This is a genomic window from Candidatus Nitrosotalea sinensis (assembly GCF_900143675.1).
GTDB lineage: Archaea > Thermoproteota > Nitrososphaeria > Nitrososphaerales > Nitrosopumilaceae > Nitrosotalea > Nitrosotalea sinensis.
The window spans coordinates 38,639-61,565 of the sequence record NZ_FRFC01000005.1 but is presented as its reverse complement, the minus strand read 5'-3'; the positions used below and the strand labels follow the sequence as shown (position 1 = coordinate 61,565).

Annotated in this window: 30 protein-coding genes; 15 read left to right on the top strand and 15 right to left on the bottom strand. The window is 36.9% G+C overall.

Annotated elements, in window-relative coordinates; translation table 11 throughout:
* Position 1: 1 nt before the first annotated feature.
* A complete protein-coding gene (locus NSIN_RS07895) occupies positions 2-1,102 on the bottom strand; it encodes an OBG GTPase family GTP-binding protein (protein WP_101010681.1) in 1,101 nt (366 codons plus the stop codon).
* A 92-nt stretch (positions 1,103-1,194) separates the two neighbouring features.
* Entirely contained in the window at positions 1,195-1,422 is a 228-nt protein-coding gene (locus NSIN_RS07890; protein ID WP_101010680.1) for a DUF504 domain-containing protein, read from the bottom strand.
* Positions 1,423-1,490: 68 nt separating this feature from the next.
* On the opposite strand from NSIN_RS07890, the gene NSIN_RS07885 reads away from it, so the two are divergent.
* The 7 genes from NSIN_RS07885 to NSIN_RS07860 all read left to right on the top strand — a co-directional run bounded on the left by NSIN_RS07885 (position 1,491) and on the right by NSIN_RS07860 (position 8,110).
* Positions 1,491-2,186, top strand: coding sequence for a phosphoglycolate phosphatase (locus NSIN_RS07885; RefSeq protein WP_101010679.1), 696 nt, complete (start codon positions 1,491-1,493; stop codon positions 2,184-2,186).
* A 7-nt stretch (positions 2,187-2,193) separates the two neighbouring features.
* Positions 2,194-4,074 carry an arginine--tRNA ligase gene (locus tag NSIN_RS07880; RefSeq protein WP_101010678.1) on the top strand — a complete coding sequence of 627 codons (1,881 nt, stop codon included), beginning with the start codon at positions 2,194-2,196 and terminating at the stop codon, positions 4,072-4,074.
* Positions 4,075-4,080: 6 nt separating this feature from the next.
* A complete protein-coding gene (locus NSIN_RS09545; protein WP_165775287.1) occupies positions 4,081-4,257 on the top strand; it encodes a hypothetical protein in 177 nt (58 codons plus the stop codon).
* A 65-nt stretch (positions 4,258-4,322) separates the two neighbouring features.
* On the top strand, positions 4,323-5,201 hold the full coding sequence (locus tag NSIN_RS07875; RefSeq protein WP_101010677.1) for a tRNA (adenine-N1)-methyltransferase: 879 nt from the start codon (positions 4,323-4,325) through the stop codon (positions 5,199-5,201).
* A gap of 8 nt (positions 5,202-5,209) precedes the next feature.
* On the top strand, positions 5,210-6,073 hold the full coding sequence (locus tag NSIN_RS07870) for an NAD(P)H-hydrate dehydratase (protein ID WP_245871944.1): 864 nt from the start codon (positions 5,210-5,212) through the stop codon (positions 6,071-6,073).
* The gene (locus NSIN_RS07865) at positions 6,073-7,422 is read left to right on the top strand and encodes a M20/M25/M40 family metallo-hydrolase (protein WP_394340817.1); all 1,350 of its coding nucleotides are present in this window, start codon (positions 6,073-6,075) and stop codon (positions 7,420-7,422) included. The genes NSIN_RS07870 and NSIN_RS07865 overlap by 1 nt, the downstream gene beginning before the upstream one ends.
* Before the next feature lie 109 nt (positions 7,423-7,531).
* Positions 7,532-8,110, top strand: coding sequence for a proteasome subunit beta (locus NSIN_RS07860; RefSeq protein WP_101010836.1), 579 nt, complete (start codon positions 7,532-7,534; stop codon positions 8,108-8,110).
* Here the strand turns inward: NSIN_RS07860 and NSIN_RS07855 are convergent, their stop codons facing one another.
* Both NSIN_RS07855 and NSIN_RS07850 read right to left on the bottom strand, forming a co-directional pair.
* A complete protein-coding gene (locus NSIN_RS07855) occupies positions 8,111-8,587 on the bottom strand; it encodes a PUA domain-containing protein (protein WP_101010675.1) in 477 nt (158 codons plus the stop codon).
* Positions 8,574-9,593, bottom strand: coding sequence for a homoserine dehydrogenase (locus tag NSIN_RS07850; RefSeq protein WP_101010835.1), 1,020 nt, complete (start codon positions 9,591-9,593; stop codon positions 8,574-8,576). The genes NSIN_RS07855 and NSIN_RS07850 overlap by 14 nt, the downstream gene beginning before the upstream one ends.
* Before the next feature lie 82 nt (positions 9,594-9,675).
* Between NSIN_RS07850 and NSIN_RS07845 the strand changes: the two genes are divergently transcribed.
* Together NSIN_RS07845 and NSIN_RS07840 are read left to right on the top strand one after the other, a co-directional pair.
* On the top strand, positions 9,676-10,326 hold the full coding sequence (locus NSIN_RS07845) for a hypothetical protein (protein ID WP_101010674.1): 651 nt from the start codon (positions 9,676-9,678) through the stop codon (positions 10,324-10,326).
* A 72-nt stretch (positions 10,327-10,398) separates the two neighbouring features.
* Positions 10,399-11,157 carry a sulfite exporter TauE/SafE family protein gene (locus NSIN_RS07840; protein ID WP_101010673.1) on the top strand — a complete coding sequence of 253 codons (759 nt, stop codon included), beginning with the start codon at positions 10,399-10,401 and terminating at the stop codon, positions 11,155-11,157.
* On the opposite strand, the gene NSIN_RS07835 is transcribed toward NSIN_RS07840, so the two are convergent.
* Both NSIN_RS07835 and NSIN_RS07830 read right to left on the bottom strand, forming a co-directional pair.
* Positions 11,120-11,593, bottom strand: coding sequence for a hypothetical protein (locus NSIN_RS07835; RefSeq protein WP_101010672.1), 474 nt, complete (start codon positions 11,591-11,593; stop codon positions 11,120-11,122). The two genes, NSIN_RS07840 and NSIN_RS07835, sit on opposite strands and share 38 nt — an antisense overlap.
* Entirely contained in the window at positions 11,593-13,380 is a 1,788-nt protein-coding gene (locus NSIN_RS07830; RefSeq protein WP_101010671.1) for an SDR family NAD(P)-dependent oxidoreductase, read from the bottom strand. Before NSIN_RS07830 ends, NSIN_RS07835 begins: the two co-directional genes overlap by 1 nt.
* 131 nt (positions 13,381-13,511) lie before the next feature.
* On the opposite strand from NSIN_RS07830, the gene NSIN_RS07825 reads away from it, so the two are divergent.
* Positions 13,512-13,748 (top strand): hypothetical protein, encoded by a 237-nt coding sequence (locus tag NSIN_RS07825; protein ID WP_101010670.1) that lies wholly within the window; start codon positions 13,512-13,514, stop codon positions 13,746-13,748.
* Positions 13,749-13,752: 4 nt separating this feature from the next.
* A complete protein-coding gene (locus NSIN_RS07820) occupies positions 13,753-14,154 on the top strand; it encodes a hypothetical protein (RefSeq protein ID WP_101010669.1) in 402 nt (133 codons plus the stop codon).
* On the opposite strand, the gene endA is transcribed toward NSIN_RS07820, so the two are convergent.
* From endA to NSIN_RS07800, 4 genes are all read right to left on the bottom strand, one after another.
* On the bottom strand, positions 14,128-14,661 hold the full coding sequence (endA, locus tag NSIN_RS07815) for a tRNA-intron lyase (protein WP_101010668.1): 534 nt from the start codon (positions 14,659-14,661) through the stop codon (positions 14,128-14,130). The genes NSIN_RS07820 and endA overlap by 27 nt on opposite strands.
* A 77-nt stretch (positions 14,662-14,738) precedes the next feature.
* The gene (locus NSIN_RS07810; RefSeq protein ID WP_101010667.1) at positions 14,739-15,395 is read right to left on the bottom strand and encodes a DUF47 domain-containing protein; all 657 of its coding nucleotides are present in this window, start codon (positions 15,393-15,395) and stop codon (positions 14,739-14,741) included.
* 68 nt (positions 15,396-15,463) lie between these two features.
* On the bottom strand, positions 15,464-17,224 hold the full coding sequence (locus NSIN_RS07805) for an ATP-dependent DNA ligase (protein WP_101010666.1): 1,761 nt from the start codon (positions 17,222-17,224) through the stop codon (positions 15,464-15,466).
* Positions 17,225-17,261: 37 nt separating this feature from the next.
* On the bottom strand, positions 17,262-17,549 hold the full coding sequence (locus NSIN_RS07800) for a hypothetical protein (RefSeq protein ID WP_133124118.1): 288 nt from the start codon (positions 17,547-17,549) through the stop codon (positions 17,262-17,264).
* Between the two features lie 79 nt (positions 17,550-17,628).
* On the opposite strand from NSIN_RS07800, the gene NSIN_RS07795 reads away from it, so the two are divergent.
* Complete coding sequence (locus NSIN_RS07795; RefSeq protein ID WP_101010664.1) at positions 17,629-17,943, top strand: hypothetical protein; 315 nt, start codon at positions 17,629-17,631, stop codon at positions 17,941-17,943.
* Here NSIN_RS07795 and NSIN_RS07790 read toward each other — a convergent pair.
* Positions 17,928-18,311, bottom strand: a complete 384-nt coding sequence (locus NSIN_RS07790) for a cyclophilin-like fold protein (protein ID WP_101010663.1) — start codon at positions 18,309-18,311, stop codon at positions 17,928-17,930. The genes NSIN_RS07795 and NSIN_RS07790 overlap by 16 nt on opposite strands.
* Before the next feature lie 51 nt (positions 18,312-18,362).
* On the opposite strand from NSIN_RS07790, the gene NSIN_RS07785 reads away from it, so the two are divergent.
* Positions 18,363-18,866: a DNA-directed RNA polymerase subunit K gene (locus NSIN_RS07785; RefSeq protein WP_101010662.1), complete on the top strand. Its 504-nt coding sequence runs from the start codon at positions 18,363-18,365 to the stop codon at positions 18,864-18,866.
* Between the two features lie 58 nt (positions 18,867-18,924).
* On the top strand, positions 18,925-19,230 hold the full coding sequence (locus tag NSIN_RS07780; protein ID WP_165775286.1) for a DNA-binding protein: 306 nt from the start codon (positions 18,925-18,927) through the stop codon (positions 19,228-19,230).
* On the opposite strand, the gene NSIN_RS07775 is transcribed toward NSIN_RS07780, so the two are convergent.
* A complete protein-coding gene (locus tag NSIN_RS07775) occupies positions 19,227-19,646 on the bottom strand; it encodes a transcriptional regulator (protein WP_101010660.1) in 420 nt (139 codons plus the stop codon). The genes NSIN_RS07780 and NSIN_RS07775 overlap by 4 nt on opposite strands.
* A gap of 84 nt (positions 19,647-19,730) precedes the next feature.
* Between NSIN_RS07775 and NSIN_RS07770 the strand changes: the two genes are divergently transcribed.
* Positions 19,731-20,681 (top strand): asparagine synthase-related protein, encoded by a 951-nt coding sequence (locus tag NSIN_RS07770; protein ID WP_101010659.1) that lies wholly within the window; start codon positions 19,731-19,733, stop codon positions 20,679-20,681.
* Here NSIN_RS07770 and NSIN_RS07765 read toward each other — a convergent pair.
* The 3 genes from NSIN_RS07765 to NSIN_RS07755 are packed head-to-tail and all read right to left on the bottom strand — an operon-like array spanning position 20,674 to position 22,898.
* Positions 20,674-20,820, bottom strand: a complete 147-nt coding sequence (locus NSIN_RS07765; protein WP_101010658.1) for a YHS domain-containing protein — start codon at positions 20,818-20,820, stop codon at positions 20,674-20,676. The two genes, NSIN_RS07770 and NSIN_RS07765, sit on opposite strands and share 8 nt — an antisense overlap.
* Positions 20,821-20,858: 38 nt before the next feature.
* Complete coding sequence (locus NSIN_RS07760) at positions 20,859-21,965, bottom strand: aldo/keto reductase (RefSeq protein WP_101010657.1); 1,107 nt, start codon at positions 21,963-21,965, stop codon at positions 20,859-20,861.
* 30 nt (positions 21,966-21,995) lie between these two features.
* A complete protein-coding gene (locus NSIN_RS07755) occupies positions 21,996-22,898 on the bottom strand; it encodes a prenyltransferase (protein WP_101010656.1) in 903 nt (300 codons plus the stop codon).
* Positions 22,899-22,927: the final 29 nt, after the last annotated feature.

Here is a 22,927-nt window from a genome sequence, read left to right as displayed (position 1 = left end):
TCTATCTTGCTTTTACTATTGTTAAAACATCTTCATCTTGTAATGTGTGGTTTATGCCTACACGCTGTCCGCCAAATTTTACACTCTTGCCCCATACTAGCGCATATCGGAAATCTTTTTTGAGGTCTCGATGCAGCTTGTTGCAAATGTCTAATACTGTAGATTTGTTTCTTATGATCAAAGGTTCCTTGTAATCTGTTTCTCCTCCTTTGGGTCTCATGTATATCCTGATGAAATCAAGTCTGTCAAATATTGCATCTTTTAGTGCGTTTATGTTAATGTCAGAATCTGCTGATATTGGAATAAATTTGGATTTTGATTTTTGTTGTAATTCATTTACAAAGCCTTGGTTGACAAGGTCTATTTTGTTCATTATGGTAAGAGATTGAACATAAAATTTGTTGCCCGATATGAAATCTATAAGTTGCTCTGAATCAACATCTTCTCTTACTAGTACTCTGCCATTGTTTATTCCGTATACTCGCAATATGTCCTTCATTAGATTGATTGACATTTTTGTAAGTGGTACTTGCTGACTAACTGCAATTCCTCCATCCCCTGTTTTTTCTATTACAATGTCTGGAGGTTTTTGATCTAAACGAATACCGATGTTTCCTAATTCTGTTCTAATTACATCTTCATGATATGGCTGAAACACATCAAGTACTATCAACACCAAATCTGCACTTTTTGCTACTGCTAAAACTCTTTTTCCAAGACCTTTTCCAGTAGATGCTCCTTTGATGATTCCTGGTAAATCTAATACCTGTATCTTGGCCCCTCTATGTTCCATCATGCCTGGTACTACTGTGGTAGTGGTGAATTGAAATGCCCCTACTGCTGATTTTGCGCCTGTCAATCTGTTAAGTAATGTAGATTTACCTACACTTGGAAGGCCTATAAATACAACTGTAGCATCTCCAGTTCTTTTTACATCAAAACCTACAGAGCTTCCACCTGATCTTGATTTTACCTCTTCTTGTTCTCTACGAAGTTTGGCAAGTTTTGCTTTGAGCAGACCTACATGATGTTCAGTAGCCTTGTTGATCTGGGTCTTTGACATCTCGTCTTTGATAGCTTGAATCTTCTCTGGAATTCCCATCTTGAATTTTTATGGTTCACTGTGGAATAAAATCTTATTACTTGAATTCATGTATGTTTTGTAATCTTCTGCAATTTGGCAAGTCACTACGTCTAGCTCTTTGTATTGTCAGTTTTGAGATATAGCGTCATATTTTCTTTTTTAATATATGCAATTCTAGTGGCAGGGATTATCTCAAAATTTTCAGATAATTTACAAAATTCTGCAAGTGTCACCTCTTTGATATTGCCTAGATCAACATATCCAACTTGATATAATTCCGGATTGTCATCGTATAGAGCTTTACTAAAAATTTCAGCAATCTTTCCCTTTCGTACCATGATTATTTCTGCACCTTGAAACTATTTTAGATAGCAGTTATTATGCCCGGCTTTATTACGTGATTTTGATGAAACCAAAGATCTTTGCAATAGATATTGATGGTACTATCACTGATAACAAAGGAGGACGAGTTGATCTTGATGCACTTGCAGCCTTGAGATATCTGGTAAAAATGGGACACAAAGTAATCTATGTTACAGGAAGATCTTCTGTTGAGGCATATGTTCTGTCTGTCTTTGGAGGCACAACTAGAATTGCAGTGGGAGAAAATGGTGGAATTATCACTTCTGGACCAAATGAGCATAAACTAATTGGCAACAAACAAGAATGCATCAAGGCGTTTGAGTTTTTGAAAACAAAAATTCCAGAAGCAATAGAAAAGCCGGTATTTCCTAGGATTACAGAAGTAGTACTTGAGAGAAATTTTGATGTAATCTTGGGCAAGAAGCTTTTTGCCGAACATAATCTTGATGTACAAATAACTGATAGTCAATATGCATATCATATCAATTCAAAAGGTGTAAACAAAGCAAATGGATTTCTTGAGGTAATGAACATGTTTTCTGCGAAAAAAGAAGATGTTATTGCAATTGGAGATAGTGAAACAGATGTACCATTGTTCAAATTAGCAGGAACAAGTGTGGCGCTTGGAAATGCTCCTGTCGATGTACAATCTCAAGCAACCATGTCAGTGCCAGGACATGCTGGTGATGGAATGATTGAAGCCCTTGAAGCAATACAGTTGAAACTATTGGTAGAATGATGGTATGATGACTCTTCGACTACTATTTGATCAAATCCGGCTTGATGTCAAACAAGCTTGTGATACTCTTGGATATACACAAGTTGATTTTGATATATCTGAAGCATCAAGACCGGAGTTTGGTGATGTGAGTTGCAATATTGGATTTTTGCTTGCAAAAATACTAAAGAAAAAACCATTTGATATTGCACAAACACTTGCACAAGAGTGCAAAAAAACTCTTGGCATCTATGTATCTGATGTGTCTGCACACAATTCGGGCTATCTCAATTTTACTGCAAATTATCAATTATTGATTCCACAAGTGATCAAATCTTCTCTTGATACAAATTATGGACAGATAGATCTTGGAAAAAACTCTAAGATGGTAATAGAACACACAAGTGTAAATCCAAACAAAGCACTACATGTAGGACATGTACGAAATATCATAATAGGAGATACTATTGCAAGAATTCTTGACAAGGCATCATATGATGTAAGTGTGCTCAACTATGTGGATGATTCCGGTCTACAGGTAGCAGATATCATAGTGGGTTTCAAGTATGGGGGATATTCTGACAAGCCTCCTGAGGGACAAAAATTTGATCATTATTGTGGGGATGTAGTATATGTCAAAATAACTGAGAGATATGAGATTGACAAACATCTCGCAGAGATGCGTTCTCACGTGTTGAAAGAACTTGAAGAAGGCACATCTGAGATTGCCAAGTTTGGAGATGATATAACTCGTAGAGTACTTGAAGAGCAACTAAAAACATGCTGGAGGCTTGGAGTTACTTATGACTGTCTTAATTTCGAGTCTCAGATAATTCGCTCCCAGTTATGGTCGATGGTGTTTGAAAAAATGAAATCGATGGGAATTGCAGATCTAGAACAAGAAGGAAAAAACGCTGGTTGCTGGGTAATAAAGGCAGATGATGAGGAGGATAAAGTGCTGGTTCGAAGCAATGGGACTGCCACTTATGTTGCAAAAGATATTCCGTATGCTGCTTGGAAGCTTGGAATTTTAGAAGATCCATTTTACTATAAACACTATGCAATTCAAAAGACAGGAAAAGTATTGTGGCAGACCACCCTTGATAACAAGGATGCAAAGATGCATTTTACCGGAGATAGAGTAATAACAGTTATTGATTCTCGCCAATCACGATTACAAAAAATCATTACTAGAATAATGTCTGATTTTAAATCAAAACCTGACTCCTATGTTCATCTTGGTTATGAATCAGTTACATTGAGCCCTGCAACTGCCAAGACCCTTGACCTTGATACTGGCGGAAAATCTATTCAAATGTCAGGAAGAAAAGGAATCTATGTTAGTGCAGATTACGTTCTTGATATCTTGAGCTCTAGAACGTTTTCAGAGACAAAGAAAAGAAATCCTGAACTTGATGAGATGAATCTTGTGAAAATATCTGAACAGGTAGCAATTGGTGCACTACGATATTCGATGATAAAGCAAGATCTCGACAAAATAATTACATTTGATCTTACTGAATCGCTCAGCCTTGAGGGTGATACAGGACCATACATACAATATGCACATGCACGTGCATTGCGAATTCTTGAAAAATCCGGTAAAACTCTTAATTTTGACGCAAATCTTGCTCTGCTTGATACCATATATGAAAAAGATCTGACAAAAATTATTGGTAAATTCGATTTACAAGTAGAAGATGCTGCAAAGAACTTGTCTCCGAAAATAATTTCTAAATATTGCTATCATCTGGCAGTATCTTTTAATGCATTTTATGAACATGTCAAAGTTCTTACTGCCGACTCTGAAGATATCATAAATGCAAGATTATGTCTTGTCTATTCCTTTAAGGAAACGCTTGCAAAAGCATTACGTCTTTTGGGAATAGATGCGCCTGAAAGGATGTGAGATGAGTTGCCATCAAAAAAAGCTACAATTCCTGTGATATTTGCAGCAATTGGACTAGTCTTTACAGTAACTGGTATGTTTACAGTTCATAAAGAAATGGTTTGGACTGGAGTAGGGTTCTGGGTTGCATCGGTAGTATCTGGAAGGATATTAAAAAAGAAAACAAAAACTGATGGACGTTAGTAATCTCTTTAATGAATTAATTCCCAGAGTCAAGATATTTATCCACACCCAGTCCAAGTTGGGTTGTGCGAAAAATAAAAAAAAATGATAATGTGCTGTTTTTCTATAATGACAGCAAAAAATGGCTGATGAAGGTTACACCAAAACAAAAATTTCATACTCATGTTGGAATAATTGATCATAAAAAAGTAATAGGAAAACCATTTGGCAGTGCAATCAAGACAAACAAAGGAAAGATAATTTTTGCATTAGAGCCTACCATTTATGACTATGTAATGAAAAGCCAACGCGGCACTCAGATAGTTTATCCAAAAGACCTCGGATACATTGCAGCAAGAATTGGACTGCAAAGTGGGCAAAAAATAGTTGAGATTGGTACTGGAAGCGGTTCCTTTACAACCTTTCTTGCAAGTATTGTAAAACCAAAAGGTCATGTATACACTTTTGATGTTGATGAAAACTTTATGGCAATTGCGAGAAAAAATATCGAAAAAGCTGGAATGTCAAAATATGTAACCATGACAAAGCTTGATCTCAAGGTTGCCAAGAAAATGCCACAAAAAGATGTAGATGCAATAATTGTTGACTTGGGAGATCCCTGGGTTGTAGTACCTCAAGCAAGAAAAATGCTCAAAGGCAGCGGTGCATTTGTTGCAATATGCCCCACGATGAACCAGCTAGAGAATCTTGCCTCTGCTCTTAGGAAAAATGACTTTTTTGATATTGAATGTACAGAGCAAATAGTCAGAACCATAGAAGCACGAGAAGGAAAAACAAGGCACTCGTTTAGAGCCATAGGTCATACAACATATGTCGCATTTGCACGCAAAGTTACCACTCCTGCAAGCATGCGCAAAATTTTCGCGCCTGTTGAACCGCAAGAGATTGAATCAGAAGATCTAGATTCTACAGAAGACGAAAGTTTATCATCTCTTAAAAAATAAAATCAACATTGAGAAAAATTCTGCAACCTACTATTGTAAAAAATTTCATACCTTCCCGTAATGTGTATTCTAGAAAAGGAGATAACGGCAAAGTTCTGGTTCTTGGGGGAAACTATCTGTATCATGGAGCTCCTATCTTGTCTTCTATTGCTGCATTGCGTTCGGGAACTGATCTAGTATATACATGTGTTCCAAAGATGAATGTCGAACCTACTCGTGCATATTCTCCAAATCTGATTGTCATTCCTATAGTTGATGCTAAACTAACAAGAGGTGCAGTGCAGAAACTACTTGGAATAATTCCTACTGGTATTGATTCTGCAACAATTGGTATGGGTCTTGGAATCCAAGATAAAGAGGCACTTAAAATTCTCGTATCGTCTCTTTTGGATAGGGCCGTTATGGTTTCACTTGACGCCAGCGCGTTAATACCTGAAATTCTTGATTCGATACGTGGTAAGAAAGTCATAGTCACTCCACATGCTGGTGAATTCAAGCGATTGTTTGGAGAGATGCCTTTTGATGATGTAAAACAGAGATCTTTGATGGTGGAAAAATATGCAAAAGAGTATGATGTTACAATATTGCTAAAGGGCCCGATAGATATTGTATCTGATGGTAAAATCACATACTTGAATCCGAAAAATATTGCAGCCATGACTGTGGGTGGTACCGGTGATGTACTATCGGGTGTTGTAGCAGCAATGCTTTCAAAAAACAAAAACCCTGTACAGGCAGCAGCAGCAGCAGCATATGTTAATGGGAAGGCTGGACTTTTTGCACAGAAAAAATATGGTTTACACATTGTGGCAACTGATCTGTTGGATTTTATACCATCTGCAATCAAACCATTTGATAAAGTGAGAAAATAATGCAAGAAAAATACATTGATAAAAATTTCTCAAGCCTAATTTCTGATTTACAAAAACTGATACGACAACCCAGTGTCTCTGCAAAAAATCTTGGGCTGGAGGAATGCTCGAGATTGATTGTAAATATGATGAAAAATTCAGGAATACACGCAGAGTTACTTTATGTAAAAAAAGGAATTCCTCCAGCAATATATGGTGGAATCAAATCAAAACAAAACCCAAACAAAACCTTGTTATTTTACAATCATTATGATGTTCAACCTGAAGAGCCACTTGAACTGTGGGATGACAAACCATTTAGCGGAAAAATAAAAGGTAACAAGATTTTTGGTAGAGGTTCTGCTGACGACAAGGGTGAATTGATAACTCGAATAAAAGCAGTTGAAGCATTCTTGAAAACCACTGGGGATGTACCATGCAATATCAAATTTTTCATAGAAGGTGAAGAAGAAATTGGAAGTGTCCATATTGAAGATTATTTAAAAAAATACCAAAAAAAATTGTCGTGTGATGCAGTAATCTGGGAATTTGGATATGTTGATGAAAAAGACAGACCTATAATCAGTCTCGGAATGAAGGGCTTGTTGTATGTGGAACTCTCAAAAATGGAATCTATTCGTGACGCTCATTCTAGTCTTGCAGTGCTGATAGAAAATCCTGCCTGGAGGCTTGTTGAAGCACTAAAAACACTTCGTGATGAGGATGGAACTATACTGATAAAAGATTGGTACAAAGATGTAGTCAAATTCACAAAACAAGATATTCAAACAATCTCAAAAGAACCATTTGATAGTGTATCTTTCAAGAAAGAATATAGGATTAGAAAGTTTGTAGGAAATAAAACTGGTCTGCAAATTAAAAAAGCGCTTGTAGGTGATCCCACGTGCAACATAGCTGGATTTACATCAGGTTATGAAGGACCGGGTGCAAAAACTGTCTTGCCATCAAAAGCACTTGTAAAGATTGATTTTCGTCTTGTGCCAAATATGGATCCACATAAACAACTAGCTAGACTGAAAAAACACCTCAAAGAAAATGGATTTGATGACATCAAAGTAATCATGATCCATGGCGAGGCTGCCGCTAGGACTAGTATGTCAGATCCTTTTGTACGGACTGTAAAAAATGCTGCTGATGAGTCATTTGGAAAATCGATTCTAAGCGTTTCTTCTGCAGGAACAGGTCCGATGTTTTCATTTGTCAAATTCTTGCATTCTCCGTGCATTGCAGTGGGAAGTACCTACGTATTTGCAAGAATTCATTCTCCAAACGAATTTGCACGAATCGATCTGTTGAAAAAAACAACCAAGTGTATGTGTAAAATAATTAGAAATTTTGCTCTAGTCTAGGTCTTCTAGTGGGCAAATAATGATTAATTTCTTATCTTGATCCGTGACTAGTAATACAGAAAGGCCTTTATTGTGCTCATTTTGCAATTCAAACATGGCTTATATGTACATGCCAGGAGCCACTGCAGTCGGGATTACATACGACGGTGGCGTAGTTATGGCCAGTGAAAGAAGAATATCATATGGAAATTTTGTAGTAAGCAAGACTACTAAAAAAACATTCAAGATTACTGACTTTGTTGGTGCATGCTGTGCAGGAATGGTTGCAGATATGCAAGTTCTGGCAATGCAGATGAGGGCCATGACAAAGATAAGAAAAATGGAACTCAAACGTGAAATTCCTCCAAACTCTGTGGCAAAAATGATGTCTAGTTTAATGTATGAAAGAAGATACTATCCTTTGCTGACTCAGGTCATAGTTGGCGGGGTAGATGGAGAGCCTGTAATCTATACTCTAGATCCACTAGGCTCTGTTTTACCTGATGATTATGCTTCTGTGGGAACAGGTGCTGAGATGGCACTTGGAGTACTAGATCAAGAATTCAAACCAAAAATGAATGAAAAAGATGCAGTAAAACTTGCAATCAAATCAATAAAATCTGCTATCATGAGAGACAATGCCAGCGGTGATGGGATTGATGTGTTGGTTGTAGACAAGAACGGAACAAGAGAATTTACTGAAAGCTAACTATTTCTTTATCAGCTTGGCAGCTTCCCAGTATTTGTCTGATATGTAATGAAGATTTTTTACAACCTCGCCTTTTGTCATTTCTTGCATCTCGTTGCTTGACACTAGTGCTTTTCCAACTGCAAGGAATTTGTTGTGTGTTTCTTCTATGACGCATATGATGTCGTCTTTCTGAAATTCTGTAAATTTTTTAATTCCTGGTCGCATAACGTTGGCTCCATTGCATACGAACTTTATGGCACCAGTATCAACAGTTGCTTTGGGAAATTTTTCTAATAATTCGGTCTCTGAAAGAAATGGTATGTAAGAATCTCCAATTTGTATTGCAGTTATGTTGTCCCCTTTTATCAGATTCGAATTATCATCCATCTCGTGCATTACCAATGTCTTTGTCTTTGGAATCTCAATATGCCATTGTTCAGTCATCTTGTCTATGATTAGCGATATGTCGCTTTTGGATATATTATGCGATTTCAATTCTTGACATTTCCTGTTTTATGTCTAACAAATCACGTAAAATAGAACTTGCTGTCTCTATTCCTCCAGCTCCTCGGCCTGTTATTGTCTGCTGACCTGAATGCTCTGAATTGAATGTTATTGCATTCAAAGTACCGTTGACACACATTGGATCATCAATTGGTATTTCTCTGGGAGATACTATGAGATCTCTATCACAAGACGCAACTAGCTTCACAGCACAATTGTGAGATGCAGCTTTTTTGATGTCTGATGTGGTAACATCTCGAATTCCAGTTCTGTTAATGTCTTTCATGGTAACTTTCATGTCCATTATCCAGTTGGCAAGTATGACAAGCTTGGCAGCTGCATCAAATCCATCAATATCTAGAGATTCATCTGCTTCGACATATCCTTTTTTCTTGGCATCTGTAAGGGCTTCTTTGAAAGTAAGTCCAGTAGCCATGTTTGTTAGTATGTAATTGGTTGTACCGTTTAGTATCCCTTGAAAAGAAACTATTCTTTCACCTCTTAGACTGTTTTTTGCATAATCTAGGATGGGGGTTCCTCCACCAACTGTTCCACTGAATTTCAACTGGACTTGATTGTATGCCGCAAGTTCTATTAGTGATGGAAAAGCAAGTGCCAGCGGTCCTTTGTTTACTGTAATTACATGTAATCCTTTTTTCATGGCCGCTACAATATGTGACATACCTGGTTCTGCATCCTTGTAATTACTCGGAGTAGTCTCAATCAATACTTCTGCATCCATACCATTAATCATGTCTAATCCGTTGGCATCTTTTTCCTTGTTGTGATATTTTCGTATGTTTCCATATTTTTTCTTGACTTCTAACAATCTATTTAGATCAAGACCTGCAGAAGACGCAGCAGATCCTTTTGAATCAAATACTCCAACAATTCTTGGTTTTAATCCGTGCTTTGCATAAAGATCTTCTGATCTAGAAAGTAAAAGTTTTGCAAAACTTTGTCCAACAACTCCAAAGCCTGATAGTATTATTCGCAACATTCACAGAACATATTTTGGTATTAATTAAGATTGACCAATCCTGAGATTACTTTATTAAAGCACTAAAGAAAACCATCACGTGAAATCAAAGTATCTGTATGCAGGACTAGCTGGTTTGGCTATAGTTACAGCTGTAATTATTACTGTTCAATTTATACTTCCAATGACTGGACAGAACAATCCTCAAAAAAATCAAGTGGCTTTTCTTGATTTCTCGTATGATGAAGAAAACTCTGATCTGCGTACTACCCTTGCTTTACATCATATCAACATGACAAAACCAATACGCCTAAGTAGCAAGTCTGACGTTTCACAATATTGTAACTTTCTTACTGATCCTGCAAAACAAGCGCTTGTGACTTATTGTACCTCTACTGTACTTACAGGTAAACAAGGAAATTTGGGTGATATCACTATGGTTGGCTCTCCTGAAGTGCCTGGACTTGTAGTAGTGGCATTAGAATCAAATCCTGTAATGTCAAACTATGACGATGTGAAAACTGTATTTAGTGTAGTCCTAAACAGCACTATATGTCAATGCTGGGATAAAGAACGTCCAGGTGGATATCCTACCTTATCGGCAATGGTTGATGCATTAAGAGATTTCCATCTAAATGGCAAACAGCCAGATAGCACAACCCATGCTGTAGCACTTGGAGGAAAACACTTTGAAATAGAACTTAGCACAAATACGAGTGGATATCTGTGGAAACTTCTTGTTTCCAAGTAATTAACTCAATATCTTGGTTTACGAAGGTTGACGTGACTCTTTAATCTGTGGTGTATTCTTTTGGTGGTGTAATTGCTAGAGTATTGGTGGTTATTACCGCTTGGTTTTGTAGCTGGTGTAATTGGTTCCATGATTGGACTTGGAGGAGGTTTTGTAGTTGTACCAGTACTTACATTTTTTGGATTCTCTCCCACTCTTGCTGCAAGTAATAGTTTGTTTGCAGCTTTTAGTAATTCCATTGCCTCATCTGTCTCCTATGCAAAACAAAAAAGAATTGTGTATTCGCTTGGAATAAAACTTGCACTGTTGTCAATACCTGGAACTATTGTTGGAGCATATGCCTCTGACATAGTTTCGCCACCTGTGTTCAAATTGTTGTTTGGAGCTGTCCTGATTGCATCGGGAGTGTACATCTACATGAGAAGAAAAATGGAATCACGGGAGTATAATTTATCAAAACAGGTAATGTTGCTTTCTGCTGGTGCGAGCTTTTTTGGAGGTATAGTATCAAGCCTGTTTGGAATTGGAGGGGGAACTGTGTTTGTACCTTTGATGGTGATTGCAATTGGGTTGTCCATGAAACTTGCCGCACCCACATCTCAATTCATTTTGATGTTTACTGCAGCATCTGGAATGATAGTGCATTCTCTTATGGGACATCCTAACTATTTTGAGGCCGGGATGCTTTCAATAGGATCATTTCTTGGTGGTTTGGTGGGAAGTAAGTTGTCTACGCGTGTTAATGAGAGAAGACTACGATTGTTTGTGACTGTTATACTTGGTGTATCTGCACTCAAGTTGGTTCTTGATGCATTGGCGGGTCCTTTTTAATTCTATACAGGTTTCTGTTTGAAATTACTACTGCTTTGTTATCTTGATTGACAGCTTCAAAATCTACTCCCAGCAGTCCAAACTGATCATCAAGTTCTCGTTTCTCTGAAATCTTATATTTCACTTTTAATATGTCTCCAGTATAAACTGGCTTTAGAAATCTTGTCTGCCTGTTGTTCCAATTTGGGTCTCCGTCTATTCCATAGAAAATCAAAAGATTACCGTACATCTCCTCTAATCTTGTAAATTCTCCTTCTATTCTTGACAGTATTGCTCTTCCTGATACCATCTTTTTTTCTTGTTCTGATGGTTTTGCATTTTCATATACTATATTTTTAATTCTTGAAAATGTCAAATATGCATCAAGATCTGATGCACTTATGACAACTTCTGCGTAAAATTCTGCACCTATGTCTATCTGAGAAAATTTCTTCATCAAGTTCTTGCTTCATCTGGATAGTAGATTATCTCTGCATTGTTTACTGCTTTTCCAGATGTAAGATAGTTGATTGCCCTCATGACATTTTCATTATTTGGTTCTGTACCGTCTACGCTACCAGGCAAAATCAAATATGCTCTGAGTTTTGATTTTAGCACATCGCTCAACTCTTGATTTACAGTGGTGGCAAATGGTCTTAATGCTCCTCTAAATACTTCGACTCTTGCTCTATCTGCACCTGAAACCTTTCCTCCTGACGGCATATCTGGTCCTATTATTATCATGGTGCCCTCTTTGTTTTTGAATAATGGTGGATTCTTGGCTCCTCCTGGGACAAACATGCCTAAGGATTCCTGTAAAAATATGGCAGGTGTGTTGATGAATTTATCTACTAGGTTGTCCCACTGACTTCTTGTCAGGTCTACCAATTTGCTTGTCTGTGGAACTTTTCCTGTTATGTAAATTATATTTCCTATTGGGCCTACCTTTTGAGTAGCTGTATTTAGCATTCTTTTCACATTTTCTTGATTTGTCAAATCCATTACATGTGAATGAAATTTCGATAATTTCTCTTCTGCAATCTTGGGGCTTGTCTTTGAAATGAGTATGACTGTTTTCCCTCCGGCACTTTCAATTTTCTGTGCGAGAAACTCAGTTCTTGCAACATCTGCTTCATCGGTTGCATCTAATGCAAATACTGTTATCTTTGAACTAAAGTTTGTTTGAGTGTCTGGTATTGAACACGAAATATGTGGTTTAACTGGGTAAAACACTCTGTCACCTGGTATGACTTTTCCGTTTAGAATCTTTGATATGTTATCATCACTTAACATCAAAACAGTTTCTGCAACTTGTTGTTGTGTGAGAAATTGTTCATCTGCAATCATTTTACTTGTGTTATTTTGAACCTTTTCTGCAATGCTTTGTATCTTTGCAAGCAGTGCTGAGATTGTTACATTTAGTTTCTGTATGTCTGCTTCTGCTGTGATTGATTTTGACTGTGAAAGTTTTGATGCTGCTTTTGCAATTCCCTCTTTAACTATAGTGTCGTTTTCACCCAACAAGGGAAGGATGTCTGCATTTACTGATTCTACTTCTTCTGGAGTAAGACTTTCAAAACCGCTGACTCTCATAAATTCTGCAGCAGCTTTTGGATATACTGTCTTGTAAATCCTGTCAGAATGAACTGGTCCCGGATTTGTGGCTATTGATATTATTCCTTTATCTGTGATTTCCCATGACATTGCTTCTGCAAGTCGATTCTTTGCGCCTTGGGATGCAGTATATGGACTGCGGAATCTATATGGTCTTTGTTCGTATGGTCTTTCTTCAGTAAAGAATGTTGATATTGTTACGATCTTTGAACCTGGTTTCATGGTCTTGATTGCTTGCGATGAGGTCCAAAATGTACCTGTGAGATGAATTCCTACGGTGCTTCTAAATTCTGACATGGGGGCATTTGCAAAGCATGTAACTGGACCTGATACTCCTGCATTGTTTACTACTACATCTACTGCACCATGGGTTTTTTTGAGGTCCTCAAACATCTTTGAAACTCCTTCCTCATCACTTACATCTACACCTGGGAAAATTTTTACAAATGCATTACTCTTAACTCTGGAAATTACTTGTTCCAGTTCTTTTGCAGCTTCTTCAAGTGGTTCTTTTCTTCTGCCTAGTATGACTATGTTTGCGCCATTTTCTGCAAACTTTATGGCAATTGCTTTTCCTATCCCTGTTCCACTTCCTGTTATTACAACTATTTTATTCTGGAACTTTAACATGGACAGTGTCTGAGATTATTGTGGATTATTTAATCGATTACGCTGGTTTGATAATTCTTGATATTTGCGCTTACAAATTTGGTCAGTGATATCACAGACATATTTATTTGTGGGCTTGGTAAAGTCAGACCATGCACGATTCAGAATCTGATACTTTTAATCCAATAAATAAGAATGATGAATTCTGCAAATCATTGAAAAAGATCGGCATTGATGCACAAACCAAGCAAATTGACACTGATGATGTGGAAAAAGGAAATTACTACTCTAGACATTATACTCATACTCCTGCTATGGTGACAAATCATGGTACCATACAACTAAAGAGTTCTAATATCGACGTTGTACAGATAATACAAAAGGGCTAAAGATATGACACAAGATCTAAATCCGATGCCATGGGGCGCACAAGATAGATTCCAGGCTCACTTTATAGTCAAAACAGAACATGATCTTCCCGATGAAAGTTTCCTTGCTAAATCTAATCCTCAAACAAAAGGTCATTTTGCAACAAAAAAAGTGACTGGAGTAAAATGGTCAGGCGGAGAACTTGCAGATACTCTGAGTTCTGATAATGAACTTAGTACTTTGATGACAAGGCTTTCGTATAAAGACGCAGAGATATTTGTAGAACCGACTAATGGGGGTGTACGTATTCATGGAGGATGGAAAGATAGATATGAATTTTCTATTACAAAAGAATTGTTTGCAGTATATGATAGGATAGCATATCACATTAAAAGTAAATTACGCTCTCCACCAGTCCAAAGCTAAACAATCAACTTTGTTGCCCTTTGGTATTGCTAAAATGAATTGTTTTCTTACTGTTGTAGCAAGTCTTCCTGCTAATACTATGCTTGTTGCTGATATTGTGTCTGTTGAATTGTACACTTGCAACAAATATGGTGCATGATCAATTCCTGGACCTTTTTGATATACTGCAAAATCACATCCAAACTTGATTCCTGGATTTACAATGTATCCTTTATCTCTAAAGTCTTTGTACACTGTATATTTTTTATCAAAGTTGTGATATTCTCTTCTGCATATTTCGAGAAGCTCTTTTGACATTATTTGTCTCTTAGATTGAAAAATTCTCAATCTTGATTTTTCTTGTAGATAATATCCTTCAATCAGATCCAAAATTAATGGAACGTTTATCTCTTCAGGTTTTGGTTTTGTTATTCCTATTGGTTTTCCGTAATATCCTGAAACAAAAAGCTGACGTGAATCATCTATGTTTTTTACAATTATTCTGTTCTCAAGTAATTCTCCTTTCAAGTTGTGTTTGTGTTTAACGGTAAATGATTTTAGTGTTTACAATTGTATGTTGAAAAAATAAGAATATGTCTTAAATCTTAAAGGCTGAGTGCTAGTAAGATAAACGAGTCTGATACTTGTAATACTTTGTCAGACATCTCCTCTATCCCTTCTACTGCATCTTTGAGAAGAAGCAATTCTTTGGTTGCTGTTGTCTCATCAAGTACTCTTATGCTCAATGCTCTGTATTTGTCATCCACTTGTCTCTCGATTTTCTGTGCCTCGTGGGCAAGATCTATTGCTACTGTACTATTGTTGCTTGCAAGGGCTCTGATTATCTCATTGATTTTATGAATTTGGTCTACTGCTAATTCGATAAGCTCTGTTAGATCTTTGTCAAGTTTTTCTTTTTTGAGTGTGGCCGATTTGATGTTTGAGAGTTTGAATGCAATTCCTGTGATGTATCCTGCAATCTCATCCATGGTGTATGCTGAATTCAATAGATTCTCTCTGTTCATCATGAGGCCGCCTACATCGGAAATCTCTCTTGTTATCTTTCTTCGTAGGGCCTCTACTTCATCCTCCGTGTTCTTTATTCTCTCTAGGAGCTGTTTTATCTCAGACTTGTCTGCTTTGATTATCAAACTTGGCAGCACTGATAGATCTCTTACTGCATTGAGAATTCGGTTTATCTCGTCTTGTAAAACGGCAAGGGCCTTTCTCTTTGCCTGAACTTCAAGTTCTCCGCTATACATCTAGAAATTTTAGACTATGCCTGTGGCTAATAATCCTTGCGTAAATCTTCAAATCAATTTTTTACCTACTATTTTTCTTCCTGTACTACTCGTTTCTGACTGCTGTACAAGGTAGTCACTTCGTCAATGGTGGTTGCATTCTCTGATGTCTTCTCAAATCTTATTCTTCCTGTAAATTTTGGGAATCTAAGAGCAAGTCCGCTACCTTTTCTAATTTTATCCATCGCAACTTTGTGGATTGGACTGAGTGTTATCTCGGATGCCACTATTTCTATTACTACCTCCGGTTCAAACCAAACATCTGCCTCAAGACCGCTTTCAATTCTCCGGTCTTTTTTTATGGTTATTTTATCTGAAAGAATTTGATAAATTTGATCCAATCCTTCATCTGTAAACCCTGTGCCAACCTTGCATATGCTTGGAAACGTATCTGTCTGTTCATCATATGCAGAAAGCAATAATGCTCCATATCTTCCAGTTCTTCTACCTCTGCCATAAAATGCTCCTACGATTACAAGATCTAGGCTGTCTCCAAGCTCGTTTCTGTATTCACGTTTTAGTTTTAACCAGTTGCTTGCTCTAGCACCTGCCCTGTATGGAGAATCTAATTGTTTGAGCATTATTCCCTCACATCCTGAATTTATTGCATTTTCTAAACTGTCCTCCACCTCGCTATCTGTTCTTACTAGTGTCATTGGCATAATTTTTGCAAATGAGTCTTCAACAATGTTTGTTTCAAGCAATTTTCTTCTCTTGCTGTATGGCAAATCAAGACAACTCTTTCCATCTGATGATAAAACATCAAAGAAATTTACAGTGATGGGGTATTCTTGAACTGCTTTTGCTATCTTGTATTTTCTTCTTCTGTGCATAAGTTCTTGAAATGGCAAAAATTCTCCAGTATCATCATTTATTGCAACAATTTCTGCTTCTAATATCATTTCATTTGATTTGAGAGACTTTCCAATATTTTCAACAATGTCTGGATAATAACTTGTAATGTTCTCAAGGCTACGTGAATACAGAATTATTTTGTCATTTTGTCTGTGGATCTGTACTCTTTCTCCATCAAGTTTGTATTCTGATGCAAACTCTGGACCCATTTTTTCATGTGCCTCTTGTGGGCTCTTTACGCGTTCTGCAAGCATTGGACGAATTGGACTGAACGTTGTAACTTGAAAATCCTTCAATGATGAAATTCCATTTTCTGCAACAGACTGTGCAACTTTTCCCAAATCACTACATACATTGTATGCGTTCTCGAGCAGTGGTCTGTTGTCTTTAGTTCCTGTATATGATATTGATAATGCGTCAAGTATGGTGTAATCTGCTATGCCGAGCCTAAGATTTGATGTTATTATTTTTGCGATAAGGCCTCCTTCTATTGGAGTTGCATCATTTAGAAGACTTGAGATATATTTCATCTTCATATCTTGAGACCTGGCGCCTTTGAGTTCTGCTATTTTGTATAGTGTGTCATAAACTCTCTCCACTGTTATGTTCTGACTCAAGAAAGTGGTTTGGGTTTTTTGTTTTAATATCTTTGAAGCAACCTGCCCAAAATCGCCTGCTTCTTTGTACTCTGAGTCTATTTTTTTGATTGGTATGCCAGATGATTTTGCTAGTGCTTTTATTGCAATTTTCTCTGCAATGCCTATCTCAACACCCTCATGATCAGGCCTTAGTTTTCCTTGCAGTAGATAGATAACTTTGGGTATGACATTTGGAGGGGTTATTTTGAAAAGATCAACTAGATGTTGAGTCAGTTCTAGTCTCTTTGTTGTATTTTCCATATAACTTAGCGTATCTGCAACAAGTGAGAACTTCATCTAGGAATTCTAATTATATCAAGAATAAAAGCATGAGTTATTTTCTATGTATGTGTGACTGTATTTTTAATTTGATCTCGGCAGTTCTTTTAGATATGGCCGCATGAAAATCTACATGTTCTTCAGAATCTAAGAACCGCTTGTTTCTTCTTAGAAAACCATCAAAGAATACTCCACACACATATCCTATGTATAGGCCAACTGCAAAGTCTTCCATGTTTGTTGTAGGCCATGATTTTGTTTCAGATAAAACCATGGTAGGATAATCAAGCGCGTATGTTATCACATCATTTAGATTTTTTTCCTCTATGACATCAAGACCCATGCCCAAAAACATCATTTGCTAGTATTTAGAATTTCTCAAATTTTGTTCGTTTATAAATAGGAGTAGAAGAGACTCTGATATGGGTGGAGGAAAGAAACAATCTCCGGCACAGGCAGAAAAGTCTCAAGCAGCAGAAACTGCAAAGAAGGAAGGACAAAAGAAGGGTGACAGAAAAGATCAAAAACCCAAGGCAAACACAATATCTGTTATTATAGATGAAGGACAAGCAATGAATTTCATAAAGGGTGCAAAGGTTTTCACGGCACAAGAATTATCCAGACAGACTAATGTAAAAATTTCAGCAGCTAATGCATTACTGCAAAATCTGCTAAAGAAAGGCACTGTTAAAAGAGTCGGTGGATATAGCGGACACCATATTTACGTTCCAGCTTGAGTTATTGTAAAAATATCTCCAGGTTTTACTTTTAGATTTTCAAGATTTGCTGTTACTTTTCCAATCAATGTCATTGGTTTGGTTGATGATACGTCCTCGATGAAAAAACAGATTGAACCATTTGCAGCCAAAAAAGCAATATCTCCTTTCTTGAACTGGGTTTTTAGCTTCTCCCCTCCTGTTTTGATGGCAGTGTCTACATATGCAATACTTGAGCCCATCATGTGAGCATTACCCTCAAGTGGAATGGATCTAGATATCGTTCCAACTGTTTTTGGGGCAAGATGTCTCTTCAATTCTAGGGTAAAAGTAGATTTATTCTTCAGTGATAAGGTCAGATCAATCTTAGAAACAGATCCTGCGCTCATTTTTGTGGAGAAGGATTATGAATATATAACGTTTCTTTATCCAAGTCTTCAATGTCGGATGAACCTGAGGAAGTAAGTGTAGATACCGAAGAGGTTCAGCCAATAGAAGATGAAGAACCAGTTTTAGGTCCGGTAGTTGAGGCAACTGAAACACCAGTTGAGGAAGAAGAAGAGGTCAAGCCTGGAAAGAAAGGAAAGAAAGAGCTAAGTGCAGAAGAGATAGCTGAACAAGAAAGATTACAAAAGATAATTGACGCACGTGAGATTATTGATATTGATCCAGTTCATGAACCTGTGGAATATGAGACCACTGGTAAAGGCAAAATAATGATTGGTCCTCCTACTTTGACTAGATTTGAAAAAGCAAGAATACTAGGTGCTAGAGCATTACAGCTGTCATTGGGAGCACCACCTTTCATCTCTGTCCCAAAAGATGTGGCTACATCTCTTGATCTTGCATATGCCGAACTTGAAAAACGAGTGATCCCAATCACAATTAGACGTGTATTACCAAATGGCGATTTTCAGAATATTCCTATCGATCTTTTTGACTAATGGATGAATGGTCGATAAAACTTTAATAGAATGCAGAAATGGTGGTGGTAGTGTTTTGATGAGTGGCGTAGAAAAAATCCAGTTGAACAATTCTCCATATGCCGAAGGCCATGTTGTAACAATTTATCAACAAGATATAGTTCCATGCGCCCTTGACATATTGACCGATCTTGTAAAATACAAAACTGTCACACTTGTAGCCAAAGGTCACTCTATTCCTACTGCTGTAGCAGTTGCTAATGTAATCACAGAAAATATGATGAAGGGAAATTCAAAAATTCTTGATATTGTTGTAGATAGTGAAGAAACAGATGACAAACCACTACTTTCAATTATAAAAATTGTAATAATGAAGACTAACTAGAAAGAAGAATTTCCTGGACCTTTCAACAACATATTTTCACATTCCTTACATACTGCTTCATCTATGTTTGATTCAAGTTTGTGGTGTATGTCGCAAATTAGCAAACTTGATTTGATGTAATTGCATAGCCCTATGAATTTAGAAAGACTAGCAGGCGTGTATGCCATCTTTGATGCAAGATTGTTTGCTATGTCGTTTAACATGTCTGCAACCTCTTTTACTGATAATAGTTTGTTAATCAAAACGGGATCTCCTCGCGTGCCTCTGACATAATTGCTGATTGCTGCCTGTGTCACGCCCAATAATTTCGACACCTCTTCTTCTCTTATCTTGTGTTCTTCTATGAGTTTCTTTGCCAATATTGCCCTTAATGCCGGTATGAGTGTTTTGGTCTCTATTTCTGATGGGAGAAGCACATGAAAAAATGTTGTTATAAAATATTTAAACCTAGTCATATTTTTCGTGATAATTTAATTTAGAGACAAAATCACAGTTGTCGATTGCAAGAGATCCTTTCTAAAATAAGAATACTAGTGAATAAATCTGTACAACGTCATAGTTCTGATTCTATTGCGCTATCTGGGGGATTGGACAGCTCTATTCTTGCCTCCTGTACTGAAAATAAGACAATGAATGCATTTACTATGATTGCAAAAGATTTCGTCTCTACCGATCTTGTCAACGCGCAACTTGTTGCAAAAATAAAAGATCTACAACTTGATATAATATCTGCTAATGTAGACGATCTACTTTCTGCAGCAGAAGAGACGATCAAAATCCTCAAAGTCTTCAATCCAATTGAGATTCGTAATAACATTGTAGTATACCTTACAATGAACTCTGCCAAGAGATCTGGGTGTGATTCCATAATGACTGGTGATGGGGCAGACGAGCTATTTGCAGGGTATAATTTTTTCAAAAAAATGTCACAAACTGAATTAGAAAAAGATCTGGAAAGAATCTGGCGTGTAATGCACTTTCCATCTAAATCCATTGCTGATGCAATTGGCATATCTCTTCATGCTCCATTTTTAGATCCTATTGTTTCAGAGTATGCAAAGAATATGCCGTCTGGCCTAAAAGTTAGAGATGAAAAAGGGAAAAGATATGGTAAATGGATACTCCGTAAGGCATTTGAAAATGATTTGCCAGAATCAATAATCTGGAGAGATAAATTTGCAATGCAGGATGGTTCTGGCACTAGTGGACTTACATCTTTTATTGACAATTTGATACCTGATATTTTGTTTCTACAAAAATCACAATATTACGCAGAAAACGAAAATGTCCGACTAGCATCAAAAGAATCATTGTATTATTATGAACTATATCGCAAGTATTTTTCCATTCCATCCACTTTGTATGATTCTGATACGAAGTGTCCTAATTGTAATTATGCACTAAGTGCAGGTTCTCATTTCTGTCGTATGTGTGGAAGCTATCCTATTTAGATTTCTTCCACTTGTTAGGTTTCTTTGTAAAAATCCTCTTACAGCCGTGACAGCAGAAATAGTATTTCTTACCTTCATGTTCATAAACTAATGCAAGACTTTCATCCAACTCAATTCCACATACTGGGTCAACTGGCATATTGAGATTCGTCTTGTGTTTGTATTTAAAACTTACAATTACGATGATAATTTCTTTATCAGATCTGAAAATTCTCCCTCATTTAAAACTGGAGTATTCACGATGCTCAAATTCTCTTGTACATGTTCTTGAGATTTTTGTCCCACTAAAGGAGCAATGATTCCTGGAGTGGATCTAACAAACTGTATTGCTCTATGTGACGGTCTTGACATTCCTCCAAATTCTGGTATTATGTTTGGTCCAAGCAATTTTGATTGCATAAGCGGTACACTTGCAAACACTCCGATGCCAAGTTTGATTGCAGCTTCCAATATGCTACATTGTTCTTCTCCAACTTTTTGATTTTTCATAGTAAGTGCTTGGTCAAGATACATGTTGTATGGAAGCTGAATGAATCTAAACCCGTTATCTTTGCCTCCTACTTTTTTTGCCAGTTCCACAATTTCTGTAATTGGGAGATACTGTGGATTGTCTTGAGCCACTCTGAAACAATCCCATGTTGCCATGCCGTAATGCTTGATGAATCCGCTTCGTCTTTGTTCTTCGTAAAACTCAAAGACACTCTCTAATTTTTTGATAAATTCTTCTTTTGAAATGTCTTGCAGCTGACCTTCAGCAGCATTGTGTATGTATATCAAATCTATACAATCTAAATCCATGTTTTTTAGACTGCGCTTGAGCTGATCTTGTAAATATGGTATTGTCATACAATGATATCCTGATGATATGTCTCCTGGTTGTATCACTCCTGGCTTTACCAGTGTGTTTTGTATGTTTATCCAAAAATCCTCTTTAACATCTCCATCATTTGTAACATATCCATTCTTTGTGCTGATGAAGATTTCTTCTCTCTTTAATTCTCCTGACTGGATAATCTCTGAAATAGCACGTCCTACTACTCTTTCTGCTTTTTGAGATCTGTAATTGATGGCAGTATCAATCACGTTTATTCCTGATTTTATTGATGCCTTGATTGCTTCATTAACTAGTTTGTCTGTCATATCGTCTGGGTTTCCAAGGTATGTTCCTATTCCAACAGATGAGAGGGTCAATCCTGCAAATTTCTTGAAATGATTTTTTGCTACATTTACCTGTTTTTTTGCAAAATTGGCAGTACCGTCTGGTGTTGCAAACCCTGGTGTCATAAACTAAATGAAGACAAAGATGATTTAATTCTACTGAAAGTTTTTCAATATTATTTCTATCACAAAAGAGATTGCAAATAAGATTCCAGTTATCCTGCTGTATGTAACAAATTTTTCCATTATGTCTACAATTTTTTCACTGTTGTCATAATGTCTTTTAAGCAAAATTCCTGATTTTATTGCAATAGGAATTGTAGCAAACGTAACAAGTGTAATTGTGGGGAATATTCCGGTAATTGTAGTTCCTAGTATGATTCCATATATGGCAATTGGGAAAATCCAAACTATGGACGAAGCTCTATTTTTACCCAGTATTATGACTAGTGTCTTTCTTCCATGCTTTTTATCAGCATCGTGATCTGGAAAAGAATTCACAAACAACACCGTTGATGAAAGAATTCCTGAAACAATTCCTGCAATTATGGGATCTGTTGCTATGTGTCCACTCTGAACAAAGTATGTTCCAAGTACTATCATGGAACCTTTTATTGCAACAAATATCTCTCCCAAGCCAGAATCTACTATTCTTGTAGAATAGAAATAGATGGAAACAATTGCAAATCCCAAAATTATTGCAATGGTTATTCCTTTCTCAATTACGAAAAATACTCCTATGATAGAACCTATTATGAGCATGATCACTCCTGCATGATACACTTGTTTTGGTTTTAGCAGTCCTTCTGGCAAGACTCCTGTTCCGCCACTAAATTTAGTTCTCTGAGTGTCTGTGTCTATCTGTCTTTTAAAATCCCAGTAATCATTGAGAAGATCTACGCTTGCATGAAGTGCTGCTACCCCAATAAAGGTCAGTACTGCAAATCCTATGTCTATTGTATTGTTTTGCCAGCTATCTATTGCCAGACCAAGGCAAACTGAAATGATTGATGCAAGAAGAAAGCGTATTCTTACTGCTCTTAGCCATACTCTTAACATTATGTCTTTACTATGTTCTGGGATATTTT